The organism is Melghirimyces profundicolus, assembly GCF_003054245.1.
GTDB classification, from domain to species: Bacteria; Bacillota; Bacilli; order Thermoactinomycetales; family DSM-45169; genus Melghirimyces; species Melghirimyces profundicolus.
Window position 1 is genome coordinate 50,924 of sequence record NZ_QBKR01000009.1, and the last position, 24,596, is coordinate 75,519.

A 24,596-nucleotide genomic window follows, 5' to 3' on the forward strand; every position below is an offset into this window, starting at 1 on the left:
CCAAGATTACGAGTTCCATCAGGGTTCCGTTTCATCCGTTTTCACCACGGATGGACCAAGGAGAAAACCGCCCCTCCTCTGGGGCGGTTTTTTTCGCTGATCACTCTTCCCTCCGGGGACTCTGCTGTGGGGCGGATTTCGGAAAAGGAACGCCTTCTTCTTTTTCCCCGGCACGGACCGGTGGTTTTCTCCCGGCGTTGTTTCGCTCCGCGGGTTCCACCACGGGGCTTTTGTGACGTTCGTCGTTGGTCGGCATGGGGCACCCTCCTTGTGCGGTTTCTGATATAAGCTTTCGTCTCCGTCGTCGGGATTATGCAAACAAGCGGTAAACCAACGGCCTGTCATAATCGGGACCGGCCCGCCATATATCAGGAGTGAGCAAGTCCTGGTCAACACCGGTCACAATCGGGAGGAGGCAAAGATCGATGACGGGCTTTCCGGGAGGGAAAATGGGGTGGGGGTTGGCAATGGCGGCGGTTCTGACGCTTTACGGTTGGTTGGACTGGGACCGGGAAACTCTGGATCCCGGTCCCGATGCCATCGGGGTGAACAGTTCCCCGATTCCGGTGTTCACTTATACCGACCAAAATGGAAAGCCCTTCGGGACAAAAGAACTGAAGGGAACTGTCTGGATGGCAAACCTCATCTACACCCGTTGTCCCGACACGGCTCCCCCCATGACGGCCAATATGGCCCGCCTCCGGGACCGGCTGAAAGAAACCGGTCTGAATGTGAAGCTGGTCTCTTTCAGTGTGGATCCGCTCCATGACACCCCCGATGTTCTCAAGCGCTATGCACACAACCTGAGGACCGACTCCGGCAACTGGCACTTCCTGACTGACGACAGCGAACCGGAATTCCACCGGTTCTTGAAGACCGCTTTCGGAACTCCGGTACAGCCGCAGGACATTCCGGGGGAAGGGCCTCCCGTCATCGGTCATTCCACCCGCTTTTATCTGGTTAACGGCCACGGGAAGGTGATGTCGTCCTATGACGGACTCCGTCCGGATTACGATCAAATTCTGCGGGATGTTCATTCCCTCCAGTGACGGCGGAACAAGACCCTTTGTCAGGAGGGGCCTTGTTTCAAGTCAGAAACCGGCATAGATATAAGGATCTGCGGGAGCGGGGATCCGTTTGTAACCGTCGGCTTTCACCAACGGCATGTCACTGTTTTGGAAGCGGACGGATTTCAGCGGCCCCTCCACTTCGATCCAGATTCCTTCCCCGAGTTGCTCCACTCCGGGAAACGAGGCGAAAACCCCCACGACACTGGCGTCCGCCGCACAGCAGGTGACGGTGTAGCGGGACACCATCACGATCCCTTCGGGGAGGTCGTCGGAACGGTATACAAACCCGCGGATTCGGGTGCGTTTATTTTTCAGATCTTTTTTATGATACAACTGGATCGTACTCAGCCGGCTGATGTATTTCTCGTCCTTCAAATCGATCACCGGTGCGGATTTCATTTCTTCGAGAAACCGTTGGTAGTATTCATTCGGATCGGTTTCGGACAGCGGCTCATCGTTCTCTCCCGGGTCTTTGTCGGGCGATTCGCCCTTTTTTCGTTGCTCAGCCTCTTTTTGGGTCAGGGGCTTCTGCTCCTTTTGCATGGCTTCGGGGGAAAGATACGAGACTCCCTTGTTGGCGGCTATGGAAACGTCCAATGCACCGGGCCGGACAAGAATGAAAAGCAGAAGAGGCGTAAGGAGAAGAAGGTAGCCGATCACCCCCGTCCGGTGAAGTGCCGGTGTCCGCAGGTTCCAGAGTTGCACCAGACCGAGGAGGAGGAGGAAGAGCACCCCGGCGGCGGTGAAAGGCAAAAAACGGGGATTCACATAGAACCGGAGTTCTCCGGTAACGATCAGCACGGTCAGCAACAGGGCCGTTCCCAAGCAGACGGAAGCGCGAAGAAAAGCGCCCATGGTTTTGATCTCCTTTCCTCATTGGAAGGCTTTCCAGGCGATGATGGCAGTCAGGGTAAGAAGCGAGGTGCCCCCGAAGAAGATGCCGATCACCCGGAGACGGAAACTTCCCACCATCATAAAGAGGTTCTTCAGGTCCATCATGGGTCCGAACACCAGAAAAGCCAGAAGAGAGGTGGTCGGCAAAGCGTTGCGGAAGGAGGCCGCCACGAAAGCGTCGGCCGATGAACACAGGGAAAGACCGAAAGCCAGACCCATCATGAGGAGCACGGTGATCCATTCGTTCTGGGCAAAATCGCGGATGGCGGACAAACCGATCACGGTTTGAAACAGGGCGGCCACCATGGCTCCGGCAACAAAGTATTTTCCCATATCCATGAATTCAAAAACGGCGTGATACAGGGCATGACCCAACCGGTCTTCCCGGTGGCGGCGGGAGTGTGCGTGATGGTTACATGCGGGTTCCTGACACGGATGGTTTTCATCCTCTTTTCCATCCGGCCGAAGAGGACTTCCTTTCAAAAACCAAGAGAACACCCACCCCATGGTACAGGCGATGATTCCCGCCAGGGCCAGTCGGGAGAGGGTGATTCCCCAATCAAACCCGAAGGCGATGTAAGTGGACACGATGGTGATCGGGTTGACAACCGGGGCCGAAAGCAGAAAAGTGAAAGCGGTGTGAGGAGGCAGCCCCTTTTGGATCAGGCGCCTTGTCACCGGAACGATCCCGCATTCGCACACGGGGAGCAAAAGCCCCAGCAAGCTTGCCATGGGGATGGAGAGTATCCTTTTTTTCGGGACGAGTCGCCAGATGAGTTCCTCACGGACATACACCTGGATCAAACCGGATACCAGCACGCCCATCAGGATGAAGGGGATCCCTTCGATAAAAATGCTGAGAAACAGAGTGGTTACGGTTTCCACTTCCACAGAGACGGTTAAGCTCGGGAATTTCAGACCGTACAGCGTCTCGATGCCGCCCTGGATCAACCAGAAAAACAGGAGAAGAACGGCAAACCCCCCGATTTCCGCCGACCAATTACGGATCCAACGAGCCATTTTGCACCTCCCGTCGCTTTTGGACAAGTTTATTCCCGTCCGGTCTGATTTAGAACCGGTTATCGTCATCATCATACAGGCGATTCCTCCGTTATACAACCCTTCATAAGCTTTATAATCGTAATAATTACGATTTACAAACCGGGGAACAGGGATTATAATGAGATCAGTCATCATAAGAAGCGTTGTGATGGATTGTCAGGCTCAGAAGAAGGGAACGTTTACCCAAAATAGCGACTTTGCTGTCCTGCCCAGCGGAGAATCAGCCGGCAAGGGCGTTTAGGGGCAAAAGCTTCTCTGTGTTGCATCCAAAGGTGTTTGCCCCTGCCCGCAGCAGGAAGATTCGGAGCGGACAGTGCCTACATCTCTGCAGGACAGCAGCCGGAGCGGCTTTGGGTAAATGCTGCCGCTTACTTTTTCACAATACTTTCAGGGGATGGAATTTCTTACGGGAGGTGCGGGTTGTTGAACAGAGCGATCATCAGGGTCGGCATCCTGGTCCTCGTCGTCCTGCTGGCAGCTTCGGGCTGCAGCAGCGGCGGCGGGGATGACGCTTCTGCGGACGGAAAATTGAAGGTGCAGACCAGCATGTATCCGTTGGCCTTCTTTGCCGAAGAAATCGGCGGAAAGCATGTGGAAGTGACCCATGCGGTCCCGGCGGGGGCGGATCCCCACTCTTATGAACCCACGGCCAGGGAAGTGGTCGAAATCTCCGAAGCCGACGTGTTTCTTTACAACGGTGTCGGTTTTGAGGGCTGGATCGATCAGGTAAAGAAGACGCTGGACGGGGAAAAGACGACGGTGGTGGAAACGGCCAAGGGGATTCCGCTCATCGAAGCGGATGAAGCACATGGTCATCACGAGGAAGAGCATGGTCACAGTCAGGAAGAAGGGCACGGTCACGGGGACCACGACCCCCATGTCTGGCTGGATCCCCTGCGGGCCAAAAAACAGGCCGCCACGATTCGGGACGCCTTGGTGAAAAAGGACCCCGAACACAAAGAAGCCTATGAAAAAAACTATGATAAGTTGGCCGGAAAGCTGGACCGATTGCATGAGAAATTCAAGAAAACAGTGGAAAAAGGAGACAAGAAAACCTTTGTCGTCTCCCACGCCGCCTTCGGCTACATCGCGGACCGTTACGGCCTGAACCAGGTGGCCGTCTCCGGCCTGTCTCCTTCCGACGAACCGAGCGCGAAGGAACTTCGGGAAGTGGTGAAAATCGCCCGGAAACATAAAGTGAACTACATCCTTTTTGAAACCCTGGTAAACGGAAAAGTAGCCAAAGCCGTGCAGAAGGAAGTGGGGGCCCGGTCCTTGACCCTCCACCCCCTGGAGGGCCTGACCCCGGCGGAAAAGAAGAAAGGGGAAAATTACTTCACGCTGATGGAGAAAAACATCGACCACTTGGGGAAAGCCCTGGGCGCCAAATGAGAAGTCAAAAACCGTCCGTTCCGGAGACGGTTTTTTGCATGAAATGGAAATTGGATGGGAGCGTTTTCATCACTTCCCTGGTTTCCGCATGTATAGTACATTGTGAGAGAATCGGGTGGATCGGGGTGAAAACGTTGGTCTGGGAGATCCTTAACCTCATCGGGGTGGTCGCTTTCGCCGTCAGCGGGGCGCTGGTGGCGATGGAGGAAAAATACGACTTGTTCGGGACATTGGTGCTTGGATTTGTCACTGCCTTCGGGGGCGGAGTCATCCGAAACATCCTCATCGGTGTGCCGGTTTCTTCCCTTTGGAGGGAGGAGATGTCGATCTACCTTGCTCTGTTCGTTATCCTGTTTATCACGGCGGTTCCTTCCTTCCGGGTCGAGAGGTGGAAAACCTGGTACCCTGTTTTCGATGCCGTCGGTCTGGCGGCTTTCTCCATACAGGGGGCGCTGTCCGCCATCCGGATGGAACTGCCTGCCATCGCCGTGGTGACGGCGGCGGTGTTGACGGGAATCGGCGGGGGGGTCATCCGGGATGTGCTGGCCGGACGGAAGCCCCTCGTCTTCCGGAGAGAAATCTACGCCGTTTGGGCGGTGATCGCCGGCTGGATGATCGGCGTCGGTCTTGTCCGGGAAGATTGGCAGCTTTATCTTCTCTTTGTGTCGGTATTGCTGTTGCGGTTGGCTTCTCTCATCTTACACTGGGAACTTCCCCGCCGGATTTCCAAGACCTGAACAGGGACCGCAAGACAGAGAAAGCACCCTCGCTGCGAGGGTGCTTTCTTCGTTTCATTCTTTGATCAGGCGAATGGCGTCCGCGACCACGATCCCGTCGGCATCATCGGAGAGGACGACTTTGCCCGTGCCGGTGTCAAAGTTGTAGGTTCCGATGTAGACCCATTGGCTTCCACCGGTGCGCTGGTCCACCCGTTTGGTGGTTTGGCCGTCTTTGTGGTGGATGGTGTAGGGAGCATTGGTTGCCCGGTCGGTGTAAGACATGTATTTGGCGTAGACTTTGTAGGAGCCGGCTTCCTTCACGTCAAAGTTCCAGGTGAAGGTGTGATCCCCCGTTCCTTTGTAGTCGTATTGGTAGTTCGTCCCTTCATAGCCGGAGATATTGTTTGACACCTTCCAGGCGCCGATGCCTTCGTTTCCGGTGTCGGCGTTGTCGCTGGTGATGGTGGTGGGCGCCTTCTCCAGCTTGACGGAATCGGCGATGACGAAGCCGTCCGCGTCATCGGAGAGAACGATTTTGCTTGTTCCCTGATCAAAGTTATAGGTCCCGATGTAGACCCACTGGCTTCCACCTGTCCGTTGGTCCACCCGGCGGGTGGTCTGCCCGTCCCTGTGGTGGATGGTGTAAGGCGCGTTGCTTGCCCGGTCTTTATAGGCCATGTATTTGACATAAACGTCGTAGGAACCGGCTTCCGGGATGTTCAGGTTCCAGGCGAACCAAGCTCCCTCTCCGGGGTTGTTGGGACCGTTGTACTGGTAGCTGGTCCCGGTGTAACCGGAAATGTTGTTCGAGGTCTTCCAGGTTCCCACGGAGTCCACATTGGAGTCGGTGTTGTCCCCGGTGACGGTTACCGGCGCAGGCTCCAGCTTGACGGAGTCCGCCACGACAATGCCGTCGGCCTTGTCCGAGAGGACGATTTTGCTGCCGGTGCCGGCTTCAAACCGGAAGGTGCCCAGCTCCACCCATTGGCTGCCGTTTTTCCGCTGGTTGACTCGCTGGACGGTTTGCCCGTCCTGGTGATAGATCGTGTAGGGGGCGTTGGTCGCCCGGTCGGTGTAGGCCATATATTTGGCATAAACCTTGTAATACCCGGCCTTGGGGATGTTCAGATTCCAAGTGAAGGTATGGTCTCCGGTTCCCTTGTAGTCGTACTGGTAGTCGTCGCCTTCAAACCCGGCCACGTTGTTGGAACTCTTCCAAGCCCCGATGCCCTCGTTTCCGGGGTCGCCGTTGTCACTGATCACCGTGTTTTGCTCGACGCGCTCCAACTTGATGGCGTCGGCGACAACGATGCCGTCGGCGTTGTCGGAGAGGATCACCTTGCTGCCGGTGCCCTGTTCAAAGTTGTAGGTCCCCAGATCCACCCATTGACTGCCGTTGACCCGCTGGTCCACCTTGACCGTCGAGGTCCCGCTTTGGTGGTGGATGGTGTAGGGAGCGTTGGAGGCCCGGTCGGTATACGCCTGGTACTGGGCGTAGACCCGGTAGGTTCCCGTTTCCGGGATCTTCAGGTTCCAGGTGAAGGTATGGTCCCCGGTCCCCTTGTAGTCATATTGGTAGTTGCTTCCGTAATGTTTGAGATTGGTGGATGTCTTCCAGGTTCCAATGCCTTCATTTTCGCTGTCGGCGTTATCGCTGATCAGCACGTCCGAAGTCCGTTCAAATTTGACGGCATCGGCGATCACGTAGCCGTCGGCATCATCGGTCAGGGTAACCTTGCCTGTGGTGCCCTGGGTAAAGTGATAGGTGCCGAGGTCCACCCACTGACCGCCGTTGGTCCGTTGGTCCACCCGCCGGGTCGCCGTTCCATCCCCGTGAAGGATGGTGAACGGAGCGTTGGAAGCCCGGTCGGAAGCTGCCGCGTAATAGACGGAGACCTTGTAACTGCCGGTTTCCGGAGGGGTGAACTTCCAGGTGAAGGTGTCACCGCCGCTGCCCGCCGCATTGGGCTGGTAATTGGAACCGTAGTAACCCGGTGCGTTGGTCGATGTGGGCCAGCTGCCGCTGGAAGTGGTGTACTGGCTGTCGGTGTTGTCCACGATGGCCGTGGCGGGTTGGGCTTCGGGAGCATCTTCCACCTTTTCCAGCCGGAGACCGTCGGCGATCACGTACCCGTCGGCATCATCGGTCTGAACGACTTTGTTGGCGCCGCTGTTGAACTCGTAGGTGCCGAGTTCCACCCAGGAGCTTCCGTTTACCTGCTGATTGACTTCTTTGGTGACGACGCCGTTTTTGGTGTGGATCTCATAGGGGGCGTCGGTGGCCCGGTCAAAAGCCGCTGTGTAGTAGGCATAGACCCGGTACTTGCCGGCCGCCGGCAGGTTGAAGTTCCAGGTGAAGGTGTCCGGCGCGATTCCCCAGCCGCTGTCATTGGCCTGGTAGTTGGAACCGTAATAGCCGGAAACGTTGGTGGAAGTGACCCAATCCCCGTCGGCCACGTTGTCCGGATCACTGTTGTCCAGCGTGATGGTGGACCCGTCCGCCGCCGCCAGCCGGTCGGCCACCTCCTGACGAATCCGTTCATATTCCGCGTCCAGCATATCGCCGGGGCAGCTCGTCGATGCCCGGGGGACGCGTCGGTGATCCAGGATGTTGGGTACGTCGGGGTCCTCTTTCGGGATTCCGGTGCTTTCGTCATATTCATAGTTGCGCACATAATCCGTGCTCCCCAGGGGATCGATTCCGTGCAGGTCCGCCTGGTAGGAAAGTAAGTCGATCAGGGCGTTGTGCATATGGTCCGGGAGTTGAGCATCCGTGTAGGTCCCCATCATGGAGACGCCGAAGGAATAGTGGTTGAATCCGTACGCATGAGCGCCCACCACTCCGGGGGTGAGAACGTCCCCGTCTTTCCCTTTCCGGCCTTCGTAAATCTTGCCGTCGCTTCCGATAACGGCGTTGTAGCCGATGTCACCCCATTCATTCACCTTGGCGTGATAGTAATAGATGGAACGCACCCGGGCCGCCGGATCGGGGTCGTCGTTGGGGGTATCGGTATGATGGAAGACCAGGTGGTTGACATGATCATCGTACTCCCTGGGCCAGTCTTCCTTTCCGTCAACATAGCGGAGGGACTCATCCGCTCCCCACTCCGCCCGGCTGACAATGTTGGGGCGGTCAATGGCGGCCTGGGCTCTCTCTGACAGGAACCCGGCCAGGGTCATTTTGCCCTTGGCTTCCACTTTGGTTCCGTCTTCCGAGTTGAGCAGGAACAGTTTGATGTCCCGGATCCGGGGCTTGACGCCCTTGTGGGCTTTCATGGTGATTTTGTACTGAATGAATTTTCCGTGATCCCCGTACACCAGGTCACCGAGCGTTTCCTCGCTCTGTTTGTGTTCCGGTCCTTGGTGGGAGACGTGGACTTCTTTCCATTCCGTCCACTTTTCCCCGTCTTTGGAAGTTCGGAGGGAAAATTGAGCGGAATGGTAATGTGGGTTTTTTGCCGCCTTGGCGGTGTTTGTCCAATGCAACCCCACATCGGTGAAAACCATGTCGGACTGGATGACCGGGGAGGTGTATTCCGCCTCTTCCCCGTCCGTTTTCATGGAGAGAAGTGCTTTGTTTCCACTGGACTGAATGTCGAGGTTTTTGCCTTTCCCTTTGGCGAAATCCGATTTGGACCGGTGATGGATGGTCTTTTCCATCACTTTGATCTTCGCCGGCTTCGCCCAGGAAGCGGGCACCACCGGCAGCGCCATCAATAGGAAGAGTATGAATAGGGAGACAACGCCAACAGCAATAGACCGTTTGGTTAAACGTTTCAGGATTCCTGTCCCCCTTTATTTGAATTGGGTCCACCCCGATCAGGAGATGAGCCGGGCTCATCCCGATCGGTTAATTCCCCCCCCAAATAAGTTATTCGAAAGCACTTTCCCTTTTGTGACCGTTTTCGACAATTTTTTACGAAAAATTGAACGAAACACCATCCTCTGTCCATAAATCCCTGCCAAAAGTGAAGCGCGCACCGGGAAGCGGTGCGCGCGGTGATCAGTGAATCATGGAGACGGCGATCAGGTTGGCCAGAAACAAACCCGCGATGAGATAGACGGGGACGGGAACCTGCCGCCATTTGCCTGCCGCCGTTTTCAAGAGCGGATACGTGATAAAACCGAAGGCCAGTCCGTCGGCGATGCTGGAGGTCAGCGGGATGCCGGCGAGAATGAAGAACGCCGGGAACCCCTCGGAGAAATCGGAAAAGGGAATGTGCTGGACGCTCTGCACCATCAGGGCTCCGATGACGATCAGGACGGGAGCCACCGCATGGTCCGGAATCTTCCCCAACAGTGGGAGAGCGGGAAAGGCGAGCAAAAAGAGAAGTCCCGTCACGAGCGGCGGGATCCCGGTCCGCCCCCCTTCGGCGATTCCGGAGGCGCTTTCCGCCGCCGCGACGGTCGGGCTGGTTCCCAGAAAACCGGAAGCGACGGTGGAGACGGCGGTGGCCCGGTAAGCCTTCGGAAATTGTTTTGGGTCGGACAGCATCCCCTGCAACAATCCCATGTTTTCAAAGACGACGATCATGGTGAGGGAAAAGACGGCCACCCAGAACGGGTAATGAAACAGATTCCACTTCGCCGAAAAGAGGACCGTGCCAAACTCCATCAGCCGGGGAGAGGGAGTGTTTGCATCCGGCATCCCTCCGATTCCGTAAGTGAGCAGGGTGGTGACCAGAATCCCCCACAGCAAGCTGCCCGGTACTTTCCGCGAATAGAGAAGCAGCGTGATCAGCAGTCCGGTCACGGTCACCAGAGGGACTGGCTGTCCGAAGTCACCCAACGCCACCATCGTGTTCTCGTCGGTTTGAATCCATTGGGCCTTTTGCAGGCCGATAAAAGCGAGAAACAAGCCGATCCCGGCGGTGACGCCGTGCTTCAGGGAAGCCGGCACGGCTTGGAAAAGCCGGGAGCCGAGACGGGTTGCCGCGGCCATCCAGAAGAGGATCCCCGAAACGGTCACGGCCGCCAGTCCTTCCTGCCAGCTGAGGCCCAGCGATTGGATGAGGGTGTAGCTGAAGAAGGCGTTGACCCCCATCCCGGGAATCAAGAGAACCGGAGCCCGGGCACCAAACGCCATCCACAGGCAGCCGAAGGCGGTGGCGGCCACCGTGGCCGCCACTCCCGCTCCCAGGGGAATACCGGCATCCCTCAGGATCATCGGATGGACCACCAGGATATAAGCGGCCGTGAAAAAGGAAGTCAAACCGGCCATCCATTCCCGCTTCCATTCCACCGCATCGGACGAATCCGCCATTCTTCGCAAGAACCAACTTTTCAATGAGAAAATCCTTTTCTGTATCGAACCCTCAACCCACCCGTTGTGCCTCCACGGCACAACACTTCCATTATAGCGGTCAGGGGACGGTCGGGGGTATCAAAAACTGTAAAAGAATGGATTGGAAAATATGAAATTGCGAAAAATTATTGAAATCCTTATGGGAGGTGTGCTATTATCTTATCAACTTATTAAAGGCTGTTTATAAACTCCGGTGAACTCAAACCTATTTTTTTGATTACTTATTTAACTTTGTTTAAAAAGGAGGGGGTTCGGCTGATCAAAGGAAACCAGCGGTTGCTGAAAAAGATGAACCGGACCCAGGTGCTGGATTTGATTCGCCGAGAAGGGCCCCTGTCCAAAGCGCAATTGGCGGAACGGATGAAGTTGACCTTCGCGGGGGTCTCCAAAATCGTCAATGATCTGGAATCCTCCGGCATTCTGTTTCTCCGGGGGGAAGGGAGGTCCAGCGGCGGGAGAAAACCCGCATTGTATGCGTTGAATGCCACGGCGTTTTACGTGGTGGCCGTCGACTTGTCCGTGGATGAAATCCATGTGGCCCTAATGGATCTGTCTACCGTCACTGTCGACGAGACATGTTTGGCTGCACCCGGGGACCGGACGCCCCGGTCGTATGTTGAGGCGGTTCGACTCGGGGTGCAGACCCTGCTGGAACGTTCGGGAATTCCTCGAAAAAAAATTCTGGGCGTGGGGGTTTCGTCACCCGGTCCGGTCAATTCGGTCACGGGGGAGGTCCTTTACCCTCCCAACCTTCCGCTTTGGAACGTGGTTCCGTTAAAGGAACGCCTGGAGCAAGAACTCCGGATGCCGGTCAAAGTGGAAAAGGACGCTAACCTCCACGCTTTGGGTGAAAAGTGGTTCGGTGCGGGACGGGGGGCCGATAACCTGGTTTACGTATTGGTCGGGGAAGGGATCGGGGGAGGGATTGTGATTGAAGGATCCCTGTACCGTGGCACCCCTTTCGGAGCGGGGGAAATCGGCCACGGGACGGTGGATCTCCACGGGCCGCGCTGCAATTGCGGTAACTACGGTTGCTTGGAAGTCATGGCTTCGGGTTTGGCCGTCATTCGACGTATTCGGGAGAAAATCCGTGCCGGTCACGCGTCCCCGCATTACCCGGCTCCGGAGAAAATTCAATTATCGAATGTATTGAAAGCGTTTCAATGCGGTGATGACTTGACCATCCGGGAGCTGGAAGAGACATCGAGGGTGATCGCAGCGGGTTTAATCGGAGTGGTGAACTCCCTGCGCCCCGACATGCTGATTCTTGGAGGAAAGCTTTCCCGGGGATTTCCCCTGATGACCGACATTGTGAAAGGCGTGATCAGGGAGCGGGTCGTGCCTGCACTGAGTGAGCAGCTCCAAATTGTGAAAGGAGAGCTGCGAGACAAATCCGGGCTGGTTGGAGCCGCCGCTCTGGTGATGGAAGAAATCTTTACTCTGCAGTTGAAATAAGGAGGGAACGACATGAAAAAACTTGGATGGATCCTTGTGTCGGTTTTGTTGTTGGTGGCACAGACGTCTTGTTCTTCCGCTGGGGACAGCGGTAAGGTTGAGTTGACTTATTGGCCCGCGGCCCACCCGGTGGAAGTGAAGTTTGCCAAGGACGTGGTGAAGGAGTGGAACCGGAAACATCCCGACATCCAGGTGAAAGTGGAACCCTTGCCCGCCAGCCGTTCGACTGAGGAAGTGTTGCTGACATCCATTGCAGGGGGAACGACACCGGACCTCACTTCCAACATCAATCCAGGGGCGTTGAGCCAATTTGTGGAGGCCGGGGGGATGTATGCGATCGACAAGATTGATGGTGCGATGAAAACCATCTCCGAGCGGACGCCGAAAGACACGGTGGAATCCTTCAAATCGAAGGACGGCCATTTGTACCAGATCCCCTGGAAGGGCAATCCCGTGATGGTGATCTACAACAAAAAACATTTTAAAGAGGCGGGACTGGATCCGGAAAACCCGGATATCGGCACCTATTCCAAGTTTCTGAAAGCCGCGGATAAATTGACCCGGGACAAAAACGGGGACGGAAAAACTGATGTTTGGGCGATGAATCCCAACGTGGAACAAACCTGGTGGCAGCGGTTTTTCGACTTTTATCCCTGGTATCTGGCCGCGAAGGAAGGTGAAACCCTGTTGAAGGGAAACCAGGCGGCCTTTGACAATCCCGAAGCTGTGGAGACGATTCGCTTTTTCAAAAAGGTATTTGACGAGGGCTACGCCCCCAAATCCACTTTCAAAGAGAACCTGCTGGCCAAAGGCAAGGTTTCGATGACCATCACCGGCCCCTTTGCCCTGGCGGATCTGGAAAAACAGGCTCCCGATACGGAGTTTGGGGTGGTACCGGTACCGGTTCCGGATGACATGGAAGGAAACCAGGTGATCACCTACGGGGATCCCAAGAACATCGGCATTTTCAAAAGCACCGAGCATCCGAAGGAAACCTGGGAATTTGCCAAGTTCCTCATCTCCAAAAAGAACGATCTCAAGTTTCTGAAGGAGACCCAACAGATTCCGTTCCGAAAAGATTTGGAGAAAGATGAAGAGGCCCGTTCTTTTTTCGAGGAAAACCCATTGTTGCGCCGGTTCGCCGAACAGGCTCCCTACACGCGAGCCACCGACGATTCGCCGAAGCTGACGGAAGCCATGGAAGCGCTGTCACTGGAATACCAGAAGTCGGCTGTGCTGGGCAAAAAATCACCGGAAAAGGCAATTAAAGACGCAGAGAAAAAGGTGAACGAGATTCTGAAACGGCAGTAGGATATCCGTTGATTGATACGGCATGCTCCGCCCGATGGAAGGGGGAACGACATGAAGAGAAGCCACAAATCCGCATACCTGCTGATTTTGCCGTATCTGCTGTTTCTGTCCGTGTTCATGCTCTATCCGGTTCTCTTCTCCGTTTGGCTTACGTTTCATGACTGGAACATCATCTCCCCCGACATTCCCTTTGTCGGTCTGGAGAACTACCAACGGCTGATCGGGGATGAACTTTTTTTCAAGTCCCTGTGGAACACCTTGCGGTTTATCCTGGTCAATATCCCGATTCAAATCACCTTGGCCCTTTTGCTGGCTGTGGCTTTGAATCAACCAATCAAGGGAAGGGGGTTCTTCCGGGGAGCTTATTTCCTTCCGGTGGTGACCTCGGGTGTGGTCATCTCCTTTCTCTGGGCGTGGATGCTGTCCACGGATGACGGGATCATCAATGAATTGTTGGGGTTCTTCGGAATCGCTCCCGTTCCCTGGTTGACAAGTGAGACCTGGGCCATTCCCTCCCTGGCGTGGGTGGCGGCGTGGAAAAACCTCGGTTATTACGTGGTCATCTTCCTGGCAGGGTTGCAGGGAATTCCGAAAAACCTGTATGAAGCGGCCCGGATCGACGGGGCCGGTTCGTTGCAACAGTTTTTCCGCATCACCCTTCCCATGTTGAACCCGGCGATGCTCCTTGTGGTGATCCTGTCAACGATCAACGGGTTTCAACTGTTCACCGAGCCTTTCATCATGACCGGGGGAGGACCGGCGAACAGTTCCCTGTCGGTAGTGATGTACATCTACAAAAACGCCTTTCAAAACCTCGACATGGGTTACGCCGCCACCATCGGTCTCGTGCTGGCCTTTATGATACTGGCAGCGTCGCTGATTCAGAAAAAATTCCTGGAACGGGACACTTACTACTGATTTGTGGAAAGGGGGAGAGACATGACAGCCAAGGGGTGGAGCGCACTCCGGAAAATCACGCTTTACCTGATTCTCACGGCGGGGGCCGTTCTGTTCATCTTTCCGTTTTACTGGATGGTGCTGGCCTCGGTCAAAACGCCGAAGGAAGTATTTGAATTGAACCTGATCCCTTCAAAGGTGACCGAAGCCAGTTACGCCTACATGTTCGAACGGATCCCTGTCTGGGAATCCCTGTTGAACAGTTTCGTGTTCGCGGGAGGAGTGACCCTGATCACTCTGGTATTCACTTCGATGGCGGGATATGCTTTGGCCCGGCTGGAGTTCAGGGGGAGGAACCTATTGTTTTCCACCGTGCTGCTGACCATGATGATCCCGTTTCAGCTGCTGATGATTCCGCTCTACATCATCGTGGTGAAGCTGGGGTGGCTCAACACTTATGCCGGGTTGGTCATGCCCGTTTCGGTCAACGCCTTGGGAATCTTCATTTTCCGGCAGTTTTTCCTCACCATTCCGCAGGACTTAATCGATGCCGCACGCATGGACGGAGCCGGTGAATTGAGAATCCTGTTCCGGATTGTGCTTCCTCTTTCCAAACCGGCAGCGGTCACGGTCACCATTTTCACCTTTATGGGGCCTTGGAACGATCTGTTATGGCCCCTTCTGGTGGCAAGGGATCAGGAGATGATGCCGCTGGCACAGGCGGCGACCCTGTTCGGATTGGAAGGGCAGGGGGGGCAGTGGGGAAGCATCATGGCCGTTACGACAATTCTGGCTTTGCCGGTGGTTCTTCTCTATCTCTTTTTCCAACGGTATTTTATCGAAAGTGTGGGCAGTTCCGGAATGAAAGGTTAACGGAAAGGACGAGCAGCCATTTTCAACGGAGAGACAAACAGGATGAAACCGGCTTGTATCGGGGTGGATCTGGGCGGAACCAAAATCGCCGCGGCGAGGGTGGAACCAAACGGGTACCTCACATCCCGCGTCCGGATGGAAACCCGGGCCCGGGAAGGTCCGGAGCGGGTGTTGGAGCGGATTTCCGAAGCGATCCGGAACGTGATGGCCGGGGGAGAGGTGGACGGAATCGGCGTCGCCTCCCCCGGACCGCTGGACGCACGGACGGGAACGATCCTTTCCCCGCCCAACCTCCCCGGATGGGACCGGGTTCCCCTCAAAGCGGAACTGGAACAAAAATTCGGTGTCCCCGTCCGCGTCGAAAACGACGCCAATGCGGCGGCCTGGGGCGAATACCTGTGGGGGGCCGGGATGAACTCGGACCCGTTGGTCTACATCACCGTAAGTACGGGCATCGGAAGCGGGTTGGTGGTGAACGACCGACTGTTGCGGGGGGCTGATACCTTCGCGGGGGAACTGGGTCAAATGGTTTTGGAGCCTTCCAGAGCCCAGGGCGGTCACTTGCGTGACGGCACCCTTGAAGGCTTGGCCTCGGGCACGGCCATCGACGCGTTGGCGGCGGAAGCGGCCGGTCCGGGTTCACGGATATGGAAACTGGCGGAGGCCGACGGGGAGCGGCCCCGTGCGGAGCACGTGTTTGCCGCCCTGAAAGAAGGGGATCCGGATGCCGAAGCGATCGTGGAGAAAGTGATCCACTACCTGGCTGTGGGGGTGGCCAACGCCATTCATTTTCTCAATCCCCGGAGGATCGTCATCGGAGGCGGAGTGGCCAAAGCGGGAGACCGGCTGTTCACTCCTCTGAGGGAGAGGGTGGAAGAGTGGTTGATGCCTTCCTTTGTCGGAACCTATGACATTCTCCCGTCCGCCCTGGGCGACGATGCGGGGATACTGGGAGCGGCCGCTCTGTGGGAGGAAGGAAAGAAGGGGAGTGTTTCCCCTGCCTGGACGCCGGACAAAGATCAAAATTGAAGGAGCGAATCCAATGCAGGATATCAAGGTGAAATCTTTTCCTTTCGGAAACTTTCAGAAGCATGAGGAAAACCCGGTACTCTCCCCGGTCGGGGACGGCTGGGAGTCGAAGGATGTTTTCAATCCGGCGGCGGTGGTGAAAGACGGAAAAATTTATATGTTGTACCGGGCGGAGGACCAGACCGGACTCGGGAAGTGGAACGGCACTTCCCGCATCGGCCTGGCCGTCAGTGAAGACGGAATTCATTTCGAGCGCCGGCCCGAACCCGTTCTCGTCCCCACCGAAGACTACGAAAAACCCGGCGGTTGCGAAGATCCGAGGGTGACCCGGATCGGGGATACCTATGTCCTGACATACACCGCCTTTGACGGCGTCAGTGCGCGGCTCTGTCTCGCCGTATCCGAGGATCTGATCCACTGGGAAAAGAAGGGGATCGTGTTTCCGGGGTGGAAAGGAGATCAATCAAAGGAGTGGTCCAAGTCCGGGGCCATTCTGCAGGAAAAAGTCAACGGGAAGTATGTGATGTATTTCGGGGACAGTTCCATTTGGGTGGCCTATTCCAATGATGCCGTCCACTGGGAGCCCTTGGAGGAACCGGTTCTGCGGGTCCGGAAGGATCCGGAAGCCTTTGACAGCCTGCTGGTGGAACCGGGGCCCCAACCGATGATGACGGAAGAAGGGATTCTTCTCATCTACAACGGCGCCCGGAAGCTGGCGGAAGAAGGAAGAAGCGGTTCCGGTGGTATCCATCCGGCTCCGGTGCGCTATGAAGCGGGCCAGGTTCTCTTTTCCCGTGACGATCCCGCGAAAGTGATCCGACGGACGTCCGACTCCTTCTTTGCTCCGGAAGTGAGAGAGGAGCGGACGGGGCAAGTGGACAATGTGGTCTTTCTGGAGGGGCTGGTCGAATTGAAAGGGTGTTGGTACCTGTATTACGGAATGGCGGATTCCCATATCGGCGTCGCCGTTTATCGTCCGTAGAACCGGTGAGGGGGAGCGGCATGGGTTGAGGGATCGGGAAAAGGAAGGAAAACTTCCTGACTCAGCCTTGAGCAGAGGTTCAAGAAAAAAGGGGGAACCGGCATGGTTCGTATCGGTTTGCAGTTGTATTCGGTGAAAGAAGCCGCTCAGGCGGATTTGTTGGGGACCGTGGAGAAAGTGGCGGAAATGGGGTACGACGGCGTAGAGTTTGCCGGATTTTTCGGACACGGGGCGCGGGAGATCCGCCGCGTTCTGGAGGATACCGGGCTGAAAACGGCCGGGTCCCACCTCCCGCTGGATCAATTGCTTCCGGACCGGCTGGAGAAGACGATGGACTTCCACGAGGAACTCGGATGCCCGCTTCTGGTTTGCCCCTGGTTGCCGGAAGAGCTTCGGTCACCGGAAGGGTTTCGTGAGGTGGCCGGCATATTGGACCGCGCGGGCGAGATCTGCGCAAAAAGAGGGTTGGAGCTGGCTTACCACAATCACGATTTTGAATTCGATCCTCCCGAAGGCCCCAACGGGTTCGGAATTCTGTTCGACCACACGACCCGGGTGAAGATGGAACTGGATTGTTACTGGGCGGTCGACGCAGGGCTGGATCCCGGAGACCTGATCCGGAAGGATTCCGGACGATACGCGGCGCTCCATATCAAGGATTTGAAACGGACTTCGGATGGGAACATCAGCACCGAGATCGGTGACGGGGAGATCGATAACGGCACCTTGGTGGAATTGGCCGAAAAAGAAGGGATCCCCTGGGTGATCGCCGAGCAGGAACATTTCCGCGGAGACCCCATGGAAAGTGCGGCGGTCAACGCCCGGGTGCTGAAGGCGCTGGTTCGGGGAGCGGAGTGTCCTTGAAGACATCTTTGGCGGGGGCCGGAGGCGCAGAGTAACCGCGCCCCGGCCCCTTTTGTCCATTCACCTGAACAGCCCTCTTTCGAAAGGGTTGTTTTTGTCAAAGGGACAGGCCGCCGTTCATACATTGGTAGAAGCGAACAAGGATCACGAGGAGAGTGACATATGAGAGTGGTGATGAACCTCTCCGGAGATGAATGGTTGGCGGCGCTTACCTGCATTGAACGGCGGTACAACGATGTGCGGAGAAAGGTGCTGGAGGGGGACCGAAAGGGCCGCAGCATTCACCGATACCGCGAAGAAGCCCTGTTGTTGGCAAGAGTAATCGAAGAACTGAAACACCAAAAATAAGGCGGCACCCCGTGGTTCGGGGTGTTTTTCCATTCGGGCGACACGGTCAGGTGAAATAGAAACGGACCCACGCGGAATATCTGCGTGAGCCCGTCTTTCAAGGATTCAGCAGTTGGGCGGACGTCTGCTCCTGTTATTCAGAGTGGGCGAATTCTTTGACCTCCTTTTCGGAAATCAATCCCAAGGAACGATTGGTTTCTTTCCCGTTTTGGATTCGGATGAGGGTGGGGATGCTTCGTATCCCGAACTTGTCTGCAAGTTCCGGATTTTGATCGACATCGACATAATAAAAATCGACCGCTGTTTCCTGTTCTGCAACTTCTGAGACCACCGGTCTCAATTGACGGCATGCCGGTCACCAATCGGCCCCGAATTCAAGAATGACGGGCTTGGTTGCATTTTGGACCAACGCATCGTAATCGGCGCTGCTGATGGATTTGACCACTTGATATCACCCCCCTTTTTTAAAACCATCCGGAGAACTGCCTTTCCACACCTTTTATTATGGTGCATGGTCCTTCATAATATGCCGGGAACCCGTGTCAGGGAATCTCACGCGATCCCGCCCCGGGGGAGACAGGTCCGAAACGGGATCGAAGAGTTTTTTCCGATGGGGTATAATGGACGGGTGTGAAACGTGGGAGGATGGAATCATGGAAGATCGGTTGAAACAAACGGAAAACCATTTTCGGGAGATCGATCGGTGGCGGATCCTGTTGGAACCCCGGGAGGAACAGGGGGGTCTCAGCTACGCCATGGAAGAGGCCGTCGGGGAGGCGGTGGCCCGGGGGGAGGCTCCCGCTACGATCCGGCTTTGGCGGGGGCCGCAGGCCCTGGTGGTGGCCAAAAAGGACATCCGGACTCCGAAGGCGCTCCGGGCCGCCCGCATGATGAAGCAGGTGGATTGGCCGGTCTATGTCCGCCAGAGCGGGGGCACCGCCGTACCCCACGGTCCGGGTACGCTGAACCTTTCCCTTTTTTTACCCCGTCCGAAAGAGATGAAGTGGAACATCGACGAAATCTACCGAATGCTGGGTTTTCCACTGATGCGGATGCTGGAGCGGACCTTTGGTCTGGAGTCCTGTTTCGGCGAAGTTCCCGGCTCATTCTGTGATGGCCGGTACAATGTGGTGGTCCGGGGGAAAAAGATCGTGGGCACTTCCCAGATCTGGAAAGGCGGTCCCGCAGGGCTTACCTCCAAGCGTCCCGGATACATCCTGGCCCATGCCACGCTGCTCACCCGGATTGACCGGGAGCAGGCGGTTTCCGCCCTGAATGCTTTCTATGAGATGGCGGAAGGCACCCGGCCCGTCTATATTGACACCGTGGCCACCCTTTCCTCCTTTGTGTCTGCCGCCCCGGAAGAGGTGGAGCGACGGACCTGGGAAGGGCTCTTGGAAGTGGTCCGGGATCTGACCGGGGTGCGGACACCCGGCTCTCCATCGGAAAAAGAACGGGAAGAAGCGGCACGGTACCAGGAACATTGTCTTCCGGAACATTATGAAAAACGGTTGAAAGCGTGAACTTTTCTCGACGACGGCCCCGGATGGGGCCGTTTTGATGTTATTCAAAACGCCCCGGAATCCGGGGCCCGGTGCGGTTACAGAGACGTCACTGCCTCGATCACGGGGGTGTTGCCGGGGAGAAGGTCGTAAGCCTTTCGGATGGTATTGGGGGCATCCAGGGTGGCGGCCAGAGCCAGGGCGACATCTTCCCGGGGAATGGGATCGGGGCGGAAGTCGAGGTCTTCGGCGAGGCTGACGTTGCCCGTACCCTTGTCATTGGACAGGCGTCCCGGTCGGACGATGGTGTATTGAAGACCGCTCTGTTTCAGCCGGTCGTCGGCCTTCTTTTTGGCCACCAGGTAATGCTGCAGTTTTTCAGGGCCGGTTTCCGGCGTTTTGGCCCGGAGGGCACTCAGCATGATATACCGCTCTACCCCATGTTTTTCCGCTTCCTCGATGGACCGGACCGCACCCAGATGATCCACCCGTTCCGTTTTGTCCGGTCCGGTGTGAGCTCCGGAACCCGCCGCGAAAATGATCCCCTCGCATCCTTTCACGGCGTGGGAGAAATCCTGTTCCAGGTCGGCCAGGACGGTTTGGGCCCCCATTTTCTCCAACGGGGGAGCCTGTTGTTCGTCCCGGATCATGGCCCGGACTTCGTGTTCGCTCCGGCCCAGGAGCCCCACCAGCCGCTTGCCCACCTGTCCGTTGGCACCGATCACCAATACGCGCATGCAATCCCTCCTGCTGTTTTCTCTCCTACACTATACCCCAAATCCCCGGATTGCCAACAGGGCTGGAGCTTCCTTTCATCTCATGGACACCGGACAAAAAAAATTTATTTTTTCCATTTTTTGAAGGGATAGTTTATTCGTTTATCGAATAAATTGGGATGCGTAAAAGGGTGAAGGAGGATTCAACCCATGTAAGAAGGGACGGAGCTCTTTTTTGAATCGCTTTCGGAAAAGGAAGAGTCCTTGACATATACAAAGGAGTGCGTCTTTTTTAAATGAACACGTTCAAACGGTTGAAGGGTTTTTATTGGCCGTACCGAAAATATTTCTTCACTTCCATTCTGACCCTCTTGCTGGTGACGGGGATCACGGTGATCTATCCCTTGGTTCTCAAGTTGACCATTGACGGGGTGATCGGAGAAGGAAAATACGAATGGGTTCCCTGGATCGCCGGGGGGTTTCTCCTGTTGATGACGCTGAAAGCGGTCGCTACCTATTTCCATCAGTATTACGGGGATCTGTTCGGCATCCGGGCCGTTTACGAACTGCGGAACGCGCTTTACCGGAAAATGGAAGTGCTTCCCTTCCGGTTCTACGACAGCGCCAAAACGGGGGATTTGATGTCCCGGCTGACTGCGGACGTGGAGGCGTTCCGTTTTTTTCTCTCCTTCGGTTGCGCCCAGTTTGTCAACTTCCTGCTCCTTCTCACCTTCGGTTTGGGGATTATGATCTGGCTCAACCCGATGTTGGCTGTGGTTACCCTGATGGCCATGCCGTTCCTGGCGGTCACGGTCTACCGGTTCGACCGCAAGGTGCACCCCGCTTTTAAGGGGATCCGCCGTTCCTTCGCCGAGCTCAACACCCGGGTGCAGGAAAACATCAGCGGGATGAACACCGTCAAGGCGATGTCCCGGGAAGATTTTGAAATGGAGCGGTTTGACCGGAAAAATCAAAGCTACAAGTGGACCAACGTGGAGACGGGGAATATTTGGGGCACCTATTTTCCCCTGATGGAACTCATCGGGAACATCTCCGTGGTGGCCTTGTTGGCTTACGGGGGGGGGCTGGTGATCCGGGGGGAAATGCTTCTCGGGGAACTGGTTGCCTTTTTCAGCCTGATCTGGTACATCATCGGTCCGTTGATGTTCCTCGGGTTTATCATCAATACCTACTCCCAGTCGAAGGCGGCGGGAGAACGCCTCTTGGAAGTCTTGGATGAATCGGAAGACATCCGGTCCCGACCGGACGCTGTGAAAGTCGATCGCCTGGAAGGACATGTCTGTTTTGAAAACCTTTCCCATCGGTATCCCGGTACGGAGGAATGGGCACTGAGAAACGTCAGCTTCGATGCCCCGCCGGGGAAAGTGATCGGGATGATCGGGGCCACCGGTGCGGGGAAGACCTCCCTGACGCAGCTTATCTCCCGTTTTTATGAGTCGTCGGGAGGTAACCTTTGGGTCGACGGAAGGCCGGTGGAAGATTATGATCTGAAGTCCCTTCGCAAAAACATCGGGGTGGTGTTCCAGGAGTCCTTCCTCTTCTCCTCCACCATTCGGGACAATATCGCTTACGGAAATCCGGAGGTTTCGATGGAGAAGATCCGGCAGGCGGCGGAGCGGGCCCAAGCTGCCGAGTTCATCGAAGCGTTGCCCGAGGGATACGACACCGTTCTGGGCGAACGGGGCCTCGGACTCTCCGGGGGACAGAAGCAGCGGCTGGCCATCGCCCGGGCTTTGGTGATCGATCCGAGCATCCTGATCCTGGATGACGCCACCAGTGCCGTTGACATGGAGACGGAGCAAAAGATCCAGGCCGCCTTCCGGGAAGTGATGAAGGGGAGAACCACCTTCATCATCGCCCATCGGATTTCCTCGGTGAAAGACGCCGATGAAATCCTGGTGCTGGAGGAAGGCCGGATCATCGAGCGGGGAACCCATGAGGAACTTCTTCGGGGGAAGGGCACCTACCGGCGGATTTACGACATTCAGTTCAGGGACCGGGAAGCGGTCCACACATCATGAGGGGGTGATGGTTTGTCCCGAATGACACGACGCGAGCGGTTCCGCTATTCCAACGAGCTGGTGATCGAGAAACCGTTCAACTGGGCATTGATGGTTCGCCTCTTATCCTATGTGAAACCCTATGCCACGAAACTGTTGCCGCTGGTCTTGAGTGCGATGCTGGTTTCCACGGCGGTGCGGCTGTTCGCCCCCTATATCATCAGCCTGGCGATCGACCACGCGTTGGTGGATCAGGACGTGCCGCTGTTGTTCACCTTTGTGGCGGTTCTGTCGGGGATGTACATCTTGAACTGGATCGGGAACACGTGGCGGATCCGTTGGATGCAGGTGTTGGGGCAGTCCGTCATCTACGATTTGCGCCAACATCTTTTCCGGCACATCCAACGGCTCTCCCACCGCTTTTTTGACCAGCGGTCGGCAGGCTCGATCCTCGTCCGGATCACCAACGACATCAACTCGCTGCAGGAACTGTTGACCAACGGGATCGTCAACGTGATCATGGATATCCTGTTGTTGACGGGGATCATCGGGATGATGACCATCCTGAGTCCCAGCCTGACGGCCGCCGTCCTGATCATCCTGCCGATCATGTTTGTGATTTCGGTCAAACTTCGCCGGATGATCCGCCGTTCCTGGCAGAAGGTTCGGATCAAACAGTCCACTCTCAATTCCCATCTGAACGAGAGTATCCAGGGAATGCGGGTGACCCAGTCCTACACGCAGGAAGAGGAGAACATGGGCTTTTTCACCCGGCTCAATCGGGACAACTTCAACGCTTGGAATGACGCCACGCGAAAAAGCGCCACCTTCCGCCCGATGGTGGAGGTGACGGGTGCGATCGGCACGGCGATCCTGATCATCTTCGGTGCTTATCTCTACCGGACCGGGGAGATTTCCATCGGGGTCTTCGTCGCCTTTGCCGTCTACATGGGGAACTTCTGGGAACCGATTTCCCGTCTGGGTCAGGTTTACAACCAGTTGTTGATGGCCATGGCTTCGACGGAACGGATCTTTGAGTTTTTGGACGAAAAGCCTTCGGTTCCGGAGAAAGCCGATGCCAGACCGGTCGGAAAGATCCGGGGGCATGTGCAACTGAAAGACGTGGTCTTTTCCTATGACGGAAACCGGAAGGCCTTGAAGGGAATCAACCTGGAGTTCCACCCCGGCGAGACCGTCGCCCTGGTGGGGCACACCGGCTCGGGGAAAACCTCCATCGTCAATCTGATCTGCCGCTTCTACGATCCGACGGATGGATCCGTCCGGATGGACGGATGGGATCTGCGGGACCTGAAGTTGGAGGATCTTCGCTCCCAGGTGAGCATCGTTCTCCAGGAGACTTTTATCTTCTCCGGAACGATCCGGGAAAACATCCGCTTCGGCCGCCCCGATGCCACCGACGAAGAGGTGGAGGCGGCAGCCCGGGCCGTGGGAGCCGACAGCTTCATCCGGCGGCTTCCACGGGGGTTCGACACGGAAGTGGAGGAGCGGGGCAATATTCTGTCCTCCGGGGAACGGCAGCTTCTCTCTTTTGCCCGGACGCTTCTCGCCGATCCCCGGATCATCATCCTCGATGAAGCGACGGCGAGCATCGACACGGAGACTGAACTGAAAATCCAGGAGGCGATGAAAACCCTCCTGGCCGGGCGAACGTCCATCCTGATCGCCCACCGTCTCTCCACCATCCGGGATGCCGACAACATCGTGGTCCTGGCGAACGGCCGCATCCTGGAGGAGGGACCCCACCAGGATTTGATGGAAAAGCGGGGGGAATATTTCAATCTGGTCACCGCCCAGTTCAAGGTGCTGGATGCGGGTTGATGGTCCTCCAGCCTCCCCGGGGGACGGAGGGGTCTGAATTTTCTTCCCCTTCCCCTTTGCGGGGGAAGGGGTTCTTTGTGAGTTACGTTACTCCTGTCCTGCCAACGATCTTTCAGGAATAAACCGGAGGATCCGGAGCAGCGGAAGCAGAAAACAGGTATTGGTTTCGCTTCAGAAAGGAGGAGTCCGGTGAACGGAAAACCATTTTTGACGATCATGGTATGGGGAGCGTGGGGCTGGCGGTGGTTGGGGTTTTCTTGATCGAAGCGGGGATGTTTCGCCGATGTCGGTTTCACAGAGAGGACAGAAGTCGCATG

At 56.4% G+C, this 24,596-nt stretch carries 21 protein-coding genes and 1 pseudogene; 14 read left to right on the forward strand and 8 right to left on the reverse strand.

Annotated elements, in window-relative coordinates:
* Positions 1-100: 100 nt before the first annotated feature.
* Positions 101-256: a hypothetical protein gene (locus C8P63_RS19055; protein WP_170109565.1), complete on the reverse strand. Its 156-nt coding sequence runs from the start codon at positions 254-256 to the stop codon at positions 101-103.
* A 169-nt stretch (positions 257-425) separates the two neighbouring features.
* Here C8P63_RS19055 and C8P63_RS07980 point away from each other — a divergent pair, with 169 nt between their 5' ends.
* On the forward strand, positions 426-1,049 hold the full coding sequence (locus tag C8P63_RS07980; RefSeq protein WP_108022970.1) for an SCO family protein: 624 nt from the start codon (positions 426-428) through the stop codon (positions 1,047-1,049).
* 42 nt (positions 1,050-1,091) lie between these two features.
* On the opposite strand, the gene C8P63_RS07985 is transcribed toward C8P63_RS07980, so the two are convergent.
* Positions 1,092-1,925, reverse strand: a complete 834-nt coding sequence (locus tag C8P63_RS07985; protein ID WP_108022972.1) for a TIGR03943 family putative permease subunit — start codon at positions 1,923-1,925, stop codon at positions 1,092-1,094.
* An 18-nt stretch (positions 1,926-1,943) separates the two neighbouring features.
* A complete protein-coding gene (locus C8P63_RS07990) occupies positions 1,944-2,984 on the reverse strand; it encodes a permease (protein ID WP_170109566.1) in 1,041 nt (346 codons plus the stop codon).
* A 465-nt stretch (positions 2,985-3,449) separates the two neighbouring features.
* On the opposite strand from C8P63_RS07990, the gene C8P63_RS07995 reads away from it, so the two are divergent.
* The gene (locus C8P63_RS07995; RefSeq protein ID WP_146172141.1) at positions 3,450-4,418 is read left to right on the forward strand and encodes a metal ABC transporter substrate-binding protein; all 969 of its coding nucleotides are present in this window, start codon (positions 3,450-3,452) and stop codon (positions 4,416-4,418) included.
* A gap of 134 nt (positions 4,419-4,552) precedes the next feature.
* Entirely contained in the window at positions 4,553-5,155 is a 603-nt protein-coding gene (locus C8P63_RS08000; protein ID WP_108023085.1) for a trimeric intracellular cation channel family protein, read from the forward strand.
* A 54-nt stretch (positions 5,156-5,209) separates the two neighbouring features.
* Here the strand turns inward: C8P63_RS08000 and C8P63_RS08005 are convergent, their stop codons facing one another.
* A complete protein-coding gene (locus C8P63_RS08005) occupies positions 5,210-8,797 on the reverse strand; it encodes a golvesin C-terminal-like domain-containing protein (RefSeq protein ID WP_170109567.1) in 3,588 nt (1,195 codons plus the stop codon).
* A 343-nt stretch (positions 8,798-9,140) separates the two neighbouring features.
* Positions 9,141-10,400 carry an NCS2 family permease gene (locus tag C8P63_RS08010; protein WP_108023087.1) on the reverse strand — a complete coding sequence of 420 codons (1,260 nt, stop codon included), beginning with the start codon at positions 10,398-10,400 and terminating at the stop codon, positions 9,141-9,143.
* A gap of 318 nt (positions 10,401-10,718) precedes the next feature.
* Here C8P63_RS08010 and C8P63_RS08015 point away from each other — a divergent pair, with 318 nt between their 5' ends.
* The 8 genes from C8P63_RS08015 to C8P63_RS08050 all read left to right on the forward strand — a co-directional run bounded on the left by C8P63_RS08015 (position 10,719) and on the right by C8P63_RS08050 (position 18,201).
* The gene (locus tag C8P63_RS08015; protein ID WP_146172142.1) at positions 10,719-11,897 is read left to right on the forward strand and encodes an ROK family transcriptional regulator; all 1,179 of its coding nucleotides are present in this window, start codon (positions 10,719-10,721) and stop codon (positions 11,895-11,897) included.
* Between the two features lie 12 nt (positions 11,898-11,909).
* Positions 11,910-13,208 (forward strand): ABC transporter substrate-binding protein, encoded by a 1,299-nt coding sequence (locus tag C8P63_RS08020; RefSeq protein WP_108022982.1) that lies wholly within the window; start codon positions 11,910-11,912, stop codon positions 13,206-13,208.
* Positions 13,209-13,259: 51 nt separating this feature from the next.
* Positions 13,260-14,126, forward strand: coding sequence for a carbohydrate ABC transporter permease (locus C8P63_RS08025; protein WP_108022984.1), 867 nt, complete (start codon positions 13,260-13,262; stop codon positions 14,124-14,126).
* A 21-nt stretch (positions 14,127-14,147) separates the two neighbouring features.
* Positions 14,148-14,978: a carbohydrate ABC transporter permease gene (locus tag C8P63_RS08030; protein WP_108022986.1), complete on the forward strand. Its 831-nt coding sequence runs from the start codon at positions 14,148-14,150 to the stop codon at positions 14,976-14,978.
* A gap of 42 nt (positions 14,979-15,020) precedes the next feature.
* Entirely contained in the window at positions 15,021-16,007 is a 987-nt protein-coding gene (locus C8P63_RS08035) for an ROK family protein (protein WP_108022988.1), read from the forward strand.
* Positions 16,008-16,020: 13 nt separating this feature from the next.
* Positions 16,021-16,989: a glycoside hydrolase family 130 protein gene (locus tag C8P63_RS08040; RefSeq protein ID WP_108022990.1), complete on the forward strand. Its 969-nt coding sequence runs from the start codon at positions 16,021-16,023 to the stop codon at positions 16,987-16,989.
* A gap of 102 nt (positions 16,990-17,091) precedes the next feature.
* Complete coding sequence (locus C8P63_RS08045; RefSeq protein ID WP_108022993.1) at positions 17,092-17,853, forward strand: sugar phosphate isomerase/epimerase family protein; 762 nt, start codon at positions 17,092-17,094, stop codon at positions 17,851-17,853.
* A 162-nt stretch (positions 17,854-18,015) separates the two neighbouring features.
* Positions 18,016-18,201, forward strand: a complete 186-nt coding sequence (locus C8P63_RS08050; RefSeq protein WP_108022995.1) for a hypothetical protein — start codon at positions 18,016-18,018, stop codon at positions 18,199-18,201.
* Positions 18,202-18,334: 133 nt separating this feature from the next.
* Here the strand turns inward: C8P63_RS08050 and C8P63_RS20015 are convergent.
* Together C8P63_RS20015 and C8P63_RS19530 are read right to left on the reverse strand one after the other, a co-directional pair.
* Positions 18,335-18,544: pseudogene (locus tag C8P63_RS20015) on the reverse strand (thioredoxin family protein); the annotation flags it as partial.
* A gap of 12 nt (positions 18,545-18,556) precedes the next feature.
* Positions 18,557-18,646 carry a thioredoxin gene (locus C8P63_RS19530; protein WP_146172143.1) on the reverse strand — a complete coding sequence of 30 codons (90 nt, stop codon included), beginning with the start codon at positions 18,644-18,646 and terminating at the stop codon, positions 18,557-18,559.
* Positions 18,647-18,854: 208 nt separating this feature from the next.
* On the opposite strand from C8P63_RS19530, the gene C8P63_RS08060 reads away from it, so the two are divergent.
* Positions 18,855-19,724, forward strand: coding sequence for a lipoate--protein ligase family protein (locus tag C8P63_RS08060; RefSeq protein WP_108022999.1), 870 nt, complete (start codon positions 18,855-18,857; stop codon positions 19,722-19,724).
* A 77-nt stretch (positions 19,725-19,801) separates the two neighbouring features.
* Here C8P63_RS08060 and C8P63_RS08065 read toward each other — a convergent pair whose 3' ends face one another.
* A complete protein-coding gene (locus C8P63_RS08065) occupies positions 19,802-20,440 on the reverse strand; it encodes an SDR family oxidoreductase (RefSeq protein WP_108023001.1) in 639 nt (212 codons plus the stop codon).
* A gap of 275 nt (positions 20,441-20,715) precedes the next feature.
* Here C8P63_RS08065 and C8P63_RS08070 point away from each other — a divergent pair, with 275 nt between their 5' ends.
* Positions 20,716-22,461, forward strand: a complete 1,746-nt coding sequence (locus C8P63_RS08070) for an ABC transporter ATP-binding protein (RefSeq protein ID WP_108023003.1) — start codon at positions 20,716-20,718, stop codon at positions 22,459-22,461.
* A 21-nt stretch (positions 22,462-22,482) separates the two neighbouring features.
* On the forward strand, positions 22,483-24,279 hold the full coding sequence (locus tag C8P63_RS08075) for an ABC transporter ATP-binding protein (protein ID WP_108023088.1): 1,797 nt from the start codon (positions 22,483-22,485) through the stop codon (positions 24,277-24,279).
* The last annotated feature ends 317 nt before the right edge of the window (positions 24,280-24,596 follow it).

Excerpts from the sequence above, each read along its gene's own strand:
- C8P63_RS19055 (WP_170109565.1), bottom strand. The coding sequence starts at position 256 with ATGCCGACCAACGACGAACGTCACAAAAGCCCCGTGGTGGAACCCGCG.
- C8P63_RS07980 (WP_108022970.1), top strand. The coding sequence starts at position 426 with ATGACGGGCTTTCCGGGAGGGAAAATGGGGTGGGGGTTGGCAATGGCG.
- C8P63_RS07985 (WP_108022972.1), bottom strand. The coding sequence starts at position 1,925 with ATGGGCGCTTTTCTTCGCGCTTCCGTCTGCTTGGGAACGGCCCTGTTG.
- C8P63_RS07990 (WP_170109566.1), bottom strand. The coding sequence starts at position 2,984 with ATGGCTCGTTGGATCCGTAATTGGTCGGCGGAAATCGGGGGGTTTGCC.
- C8P63_RS08005 (WP_170109567.1), bottom strand. The coding sequence starts at position 8,797 with ATGGAAAAGACCATCCATCACCGGTCCAAATCGGATTTCGCCAAAGGG.
- C8P63_RS08010 (WP_108023087.1), bottom strand. The coding sequence starts at position 10,400 with ATGGCGGATTCGTCCGATGCGGTGGAATGGAAGCGGGAATGGATGGCC.
- C8P63_RS08020 (WP_108022982.1), top strand. The coding sequence starts at position 11,910 with ATGAAAAAACTTGGATGGATCCTTGTGTCGGTTTTGTTGTTGGTGGCA.
- C8P63_RS08025 (WP_108022984.1), top strand. The coding sequence starts at position 13,260 with ATGAAGAGAAGCCACAAATCCGCATACCTGCTGATTTTGCCGTATCTG.
- C8P63_RS08030 (WP_108022986.1), top strand. The coding sequence starts at position 14,148 with ATGACAGCCAAGGGGTGGAGCGCACTCCGGAAAATCACGCTTTACCTG.
- C8P63_RS08035 (WP_108022988.1), top strand. The coding sequence starts at position 15,021 with ATGAAACCGGCTTGTATCGGGGTGGATCTGGGCGGAACCAAAATCGCC.
- C8P63_RS08040 (WP_108022990.1), top strand. The coding sequence starts at position 16,021 with ATGCAGGATATCAAGGTGAAATCTTTTCCTTTCGGAAACTTTCAGAAG.
- C8P63_RS08045 (WP_108022993.1), top strand. The coding sequence starts at position 17,092 with ATGGTTCGTATCGGTTTGCAGTTGTATTCGGTGAAAGAAGCCGCTCAG.
- C8P63_RS08050 (WP_108022995.1), top strand. The coding sequence starts at position 18,016 with ATGAGAGTGGTGATGAACCTCTCCGGAGATGAATGGTTGGCGGCGCTT.
- C8P63_RS08060 (WP_108022999.1), top strand. The coding sequence starts at position 18,855 with ATGGAAGATCGGTTGAAACAAACGGAAAACCATTTTCGGGAGATCGAT.
- C8P63_RS08065 (WP_108023001.1), bottom strand. The coding sequence starts at position 20,440 with ATGCGCGTATTGGTGATCGGTGCCAACGGACAGGTGGGCAAGCGGCTG.
- C8P63_RS08070 (WP_108023003.1), top strand. The coding sequence starts at position 20,716 with ATGAACACGTTCAAACGGTTGAAGGGTTTTTATTGGCCGTACCGAAAA.
- C8P63_RS08075 (WP_108023088.1), top strand. The coding sequence starts at position 22,483 with ATGACACGACGCGAGCGGTTCCGCTATTCCAACGAGCTGGTGATCGAG.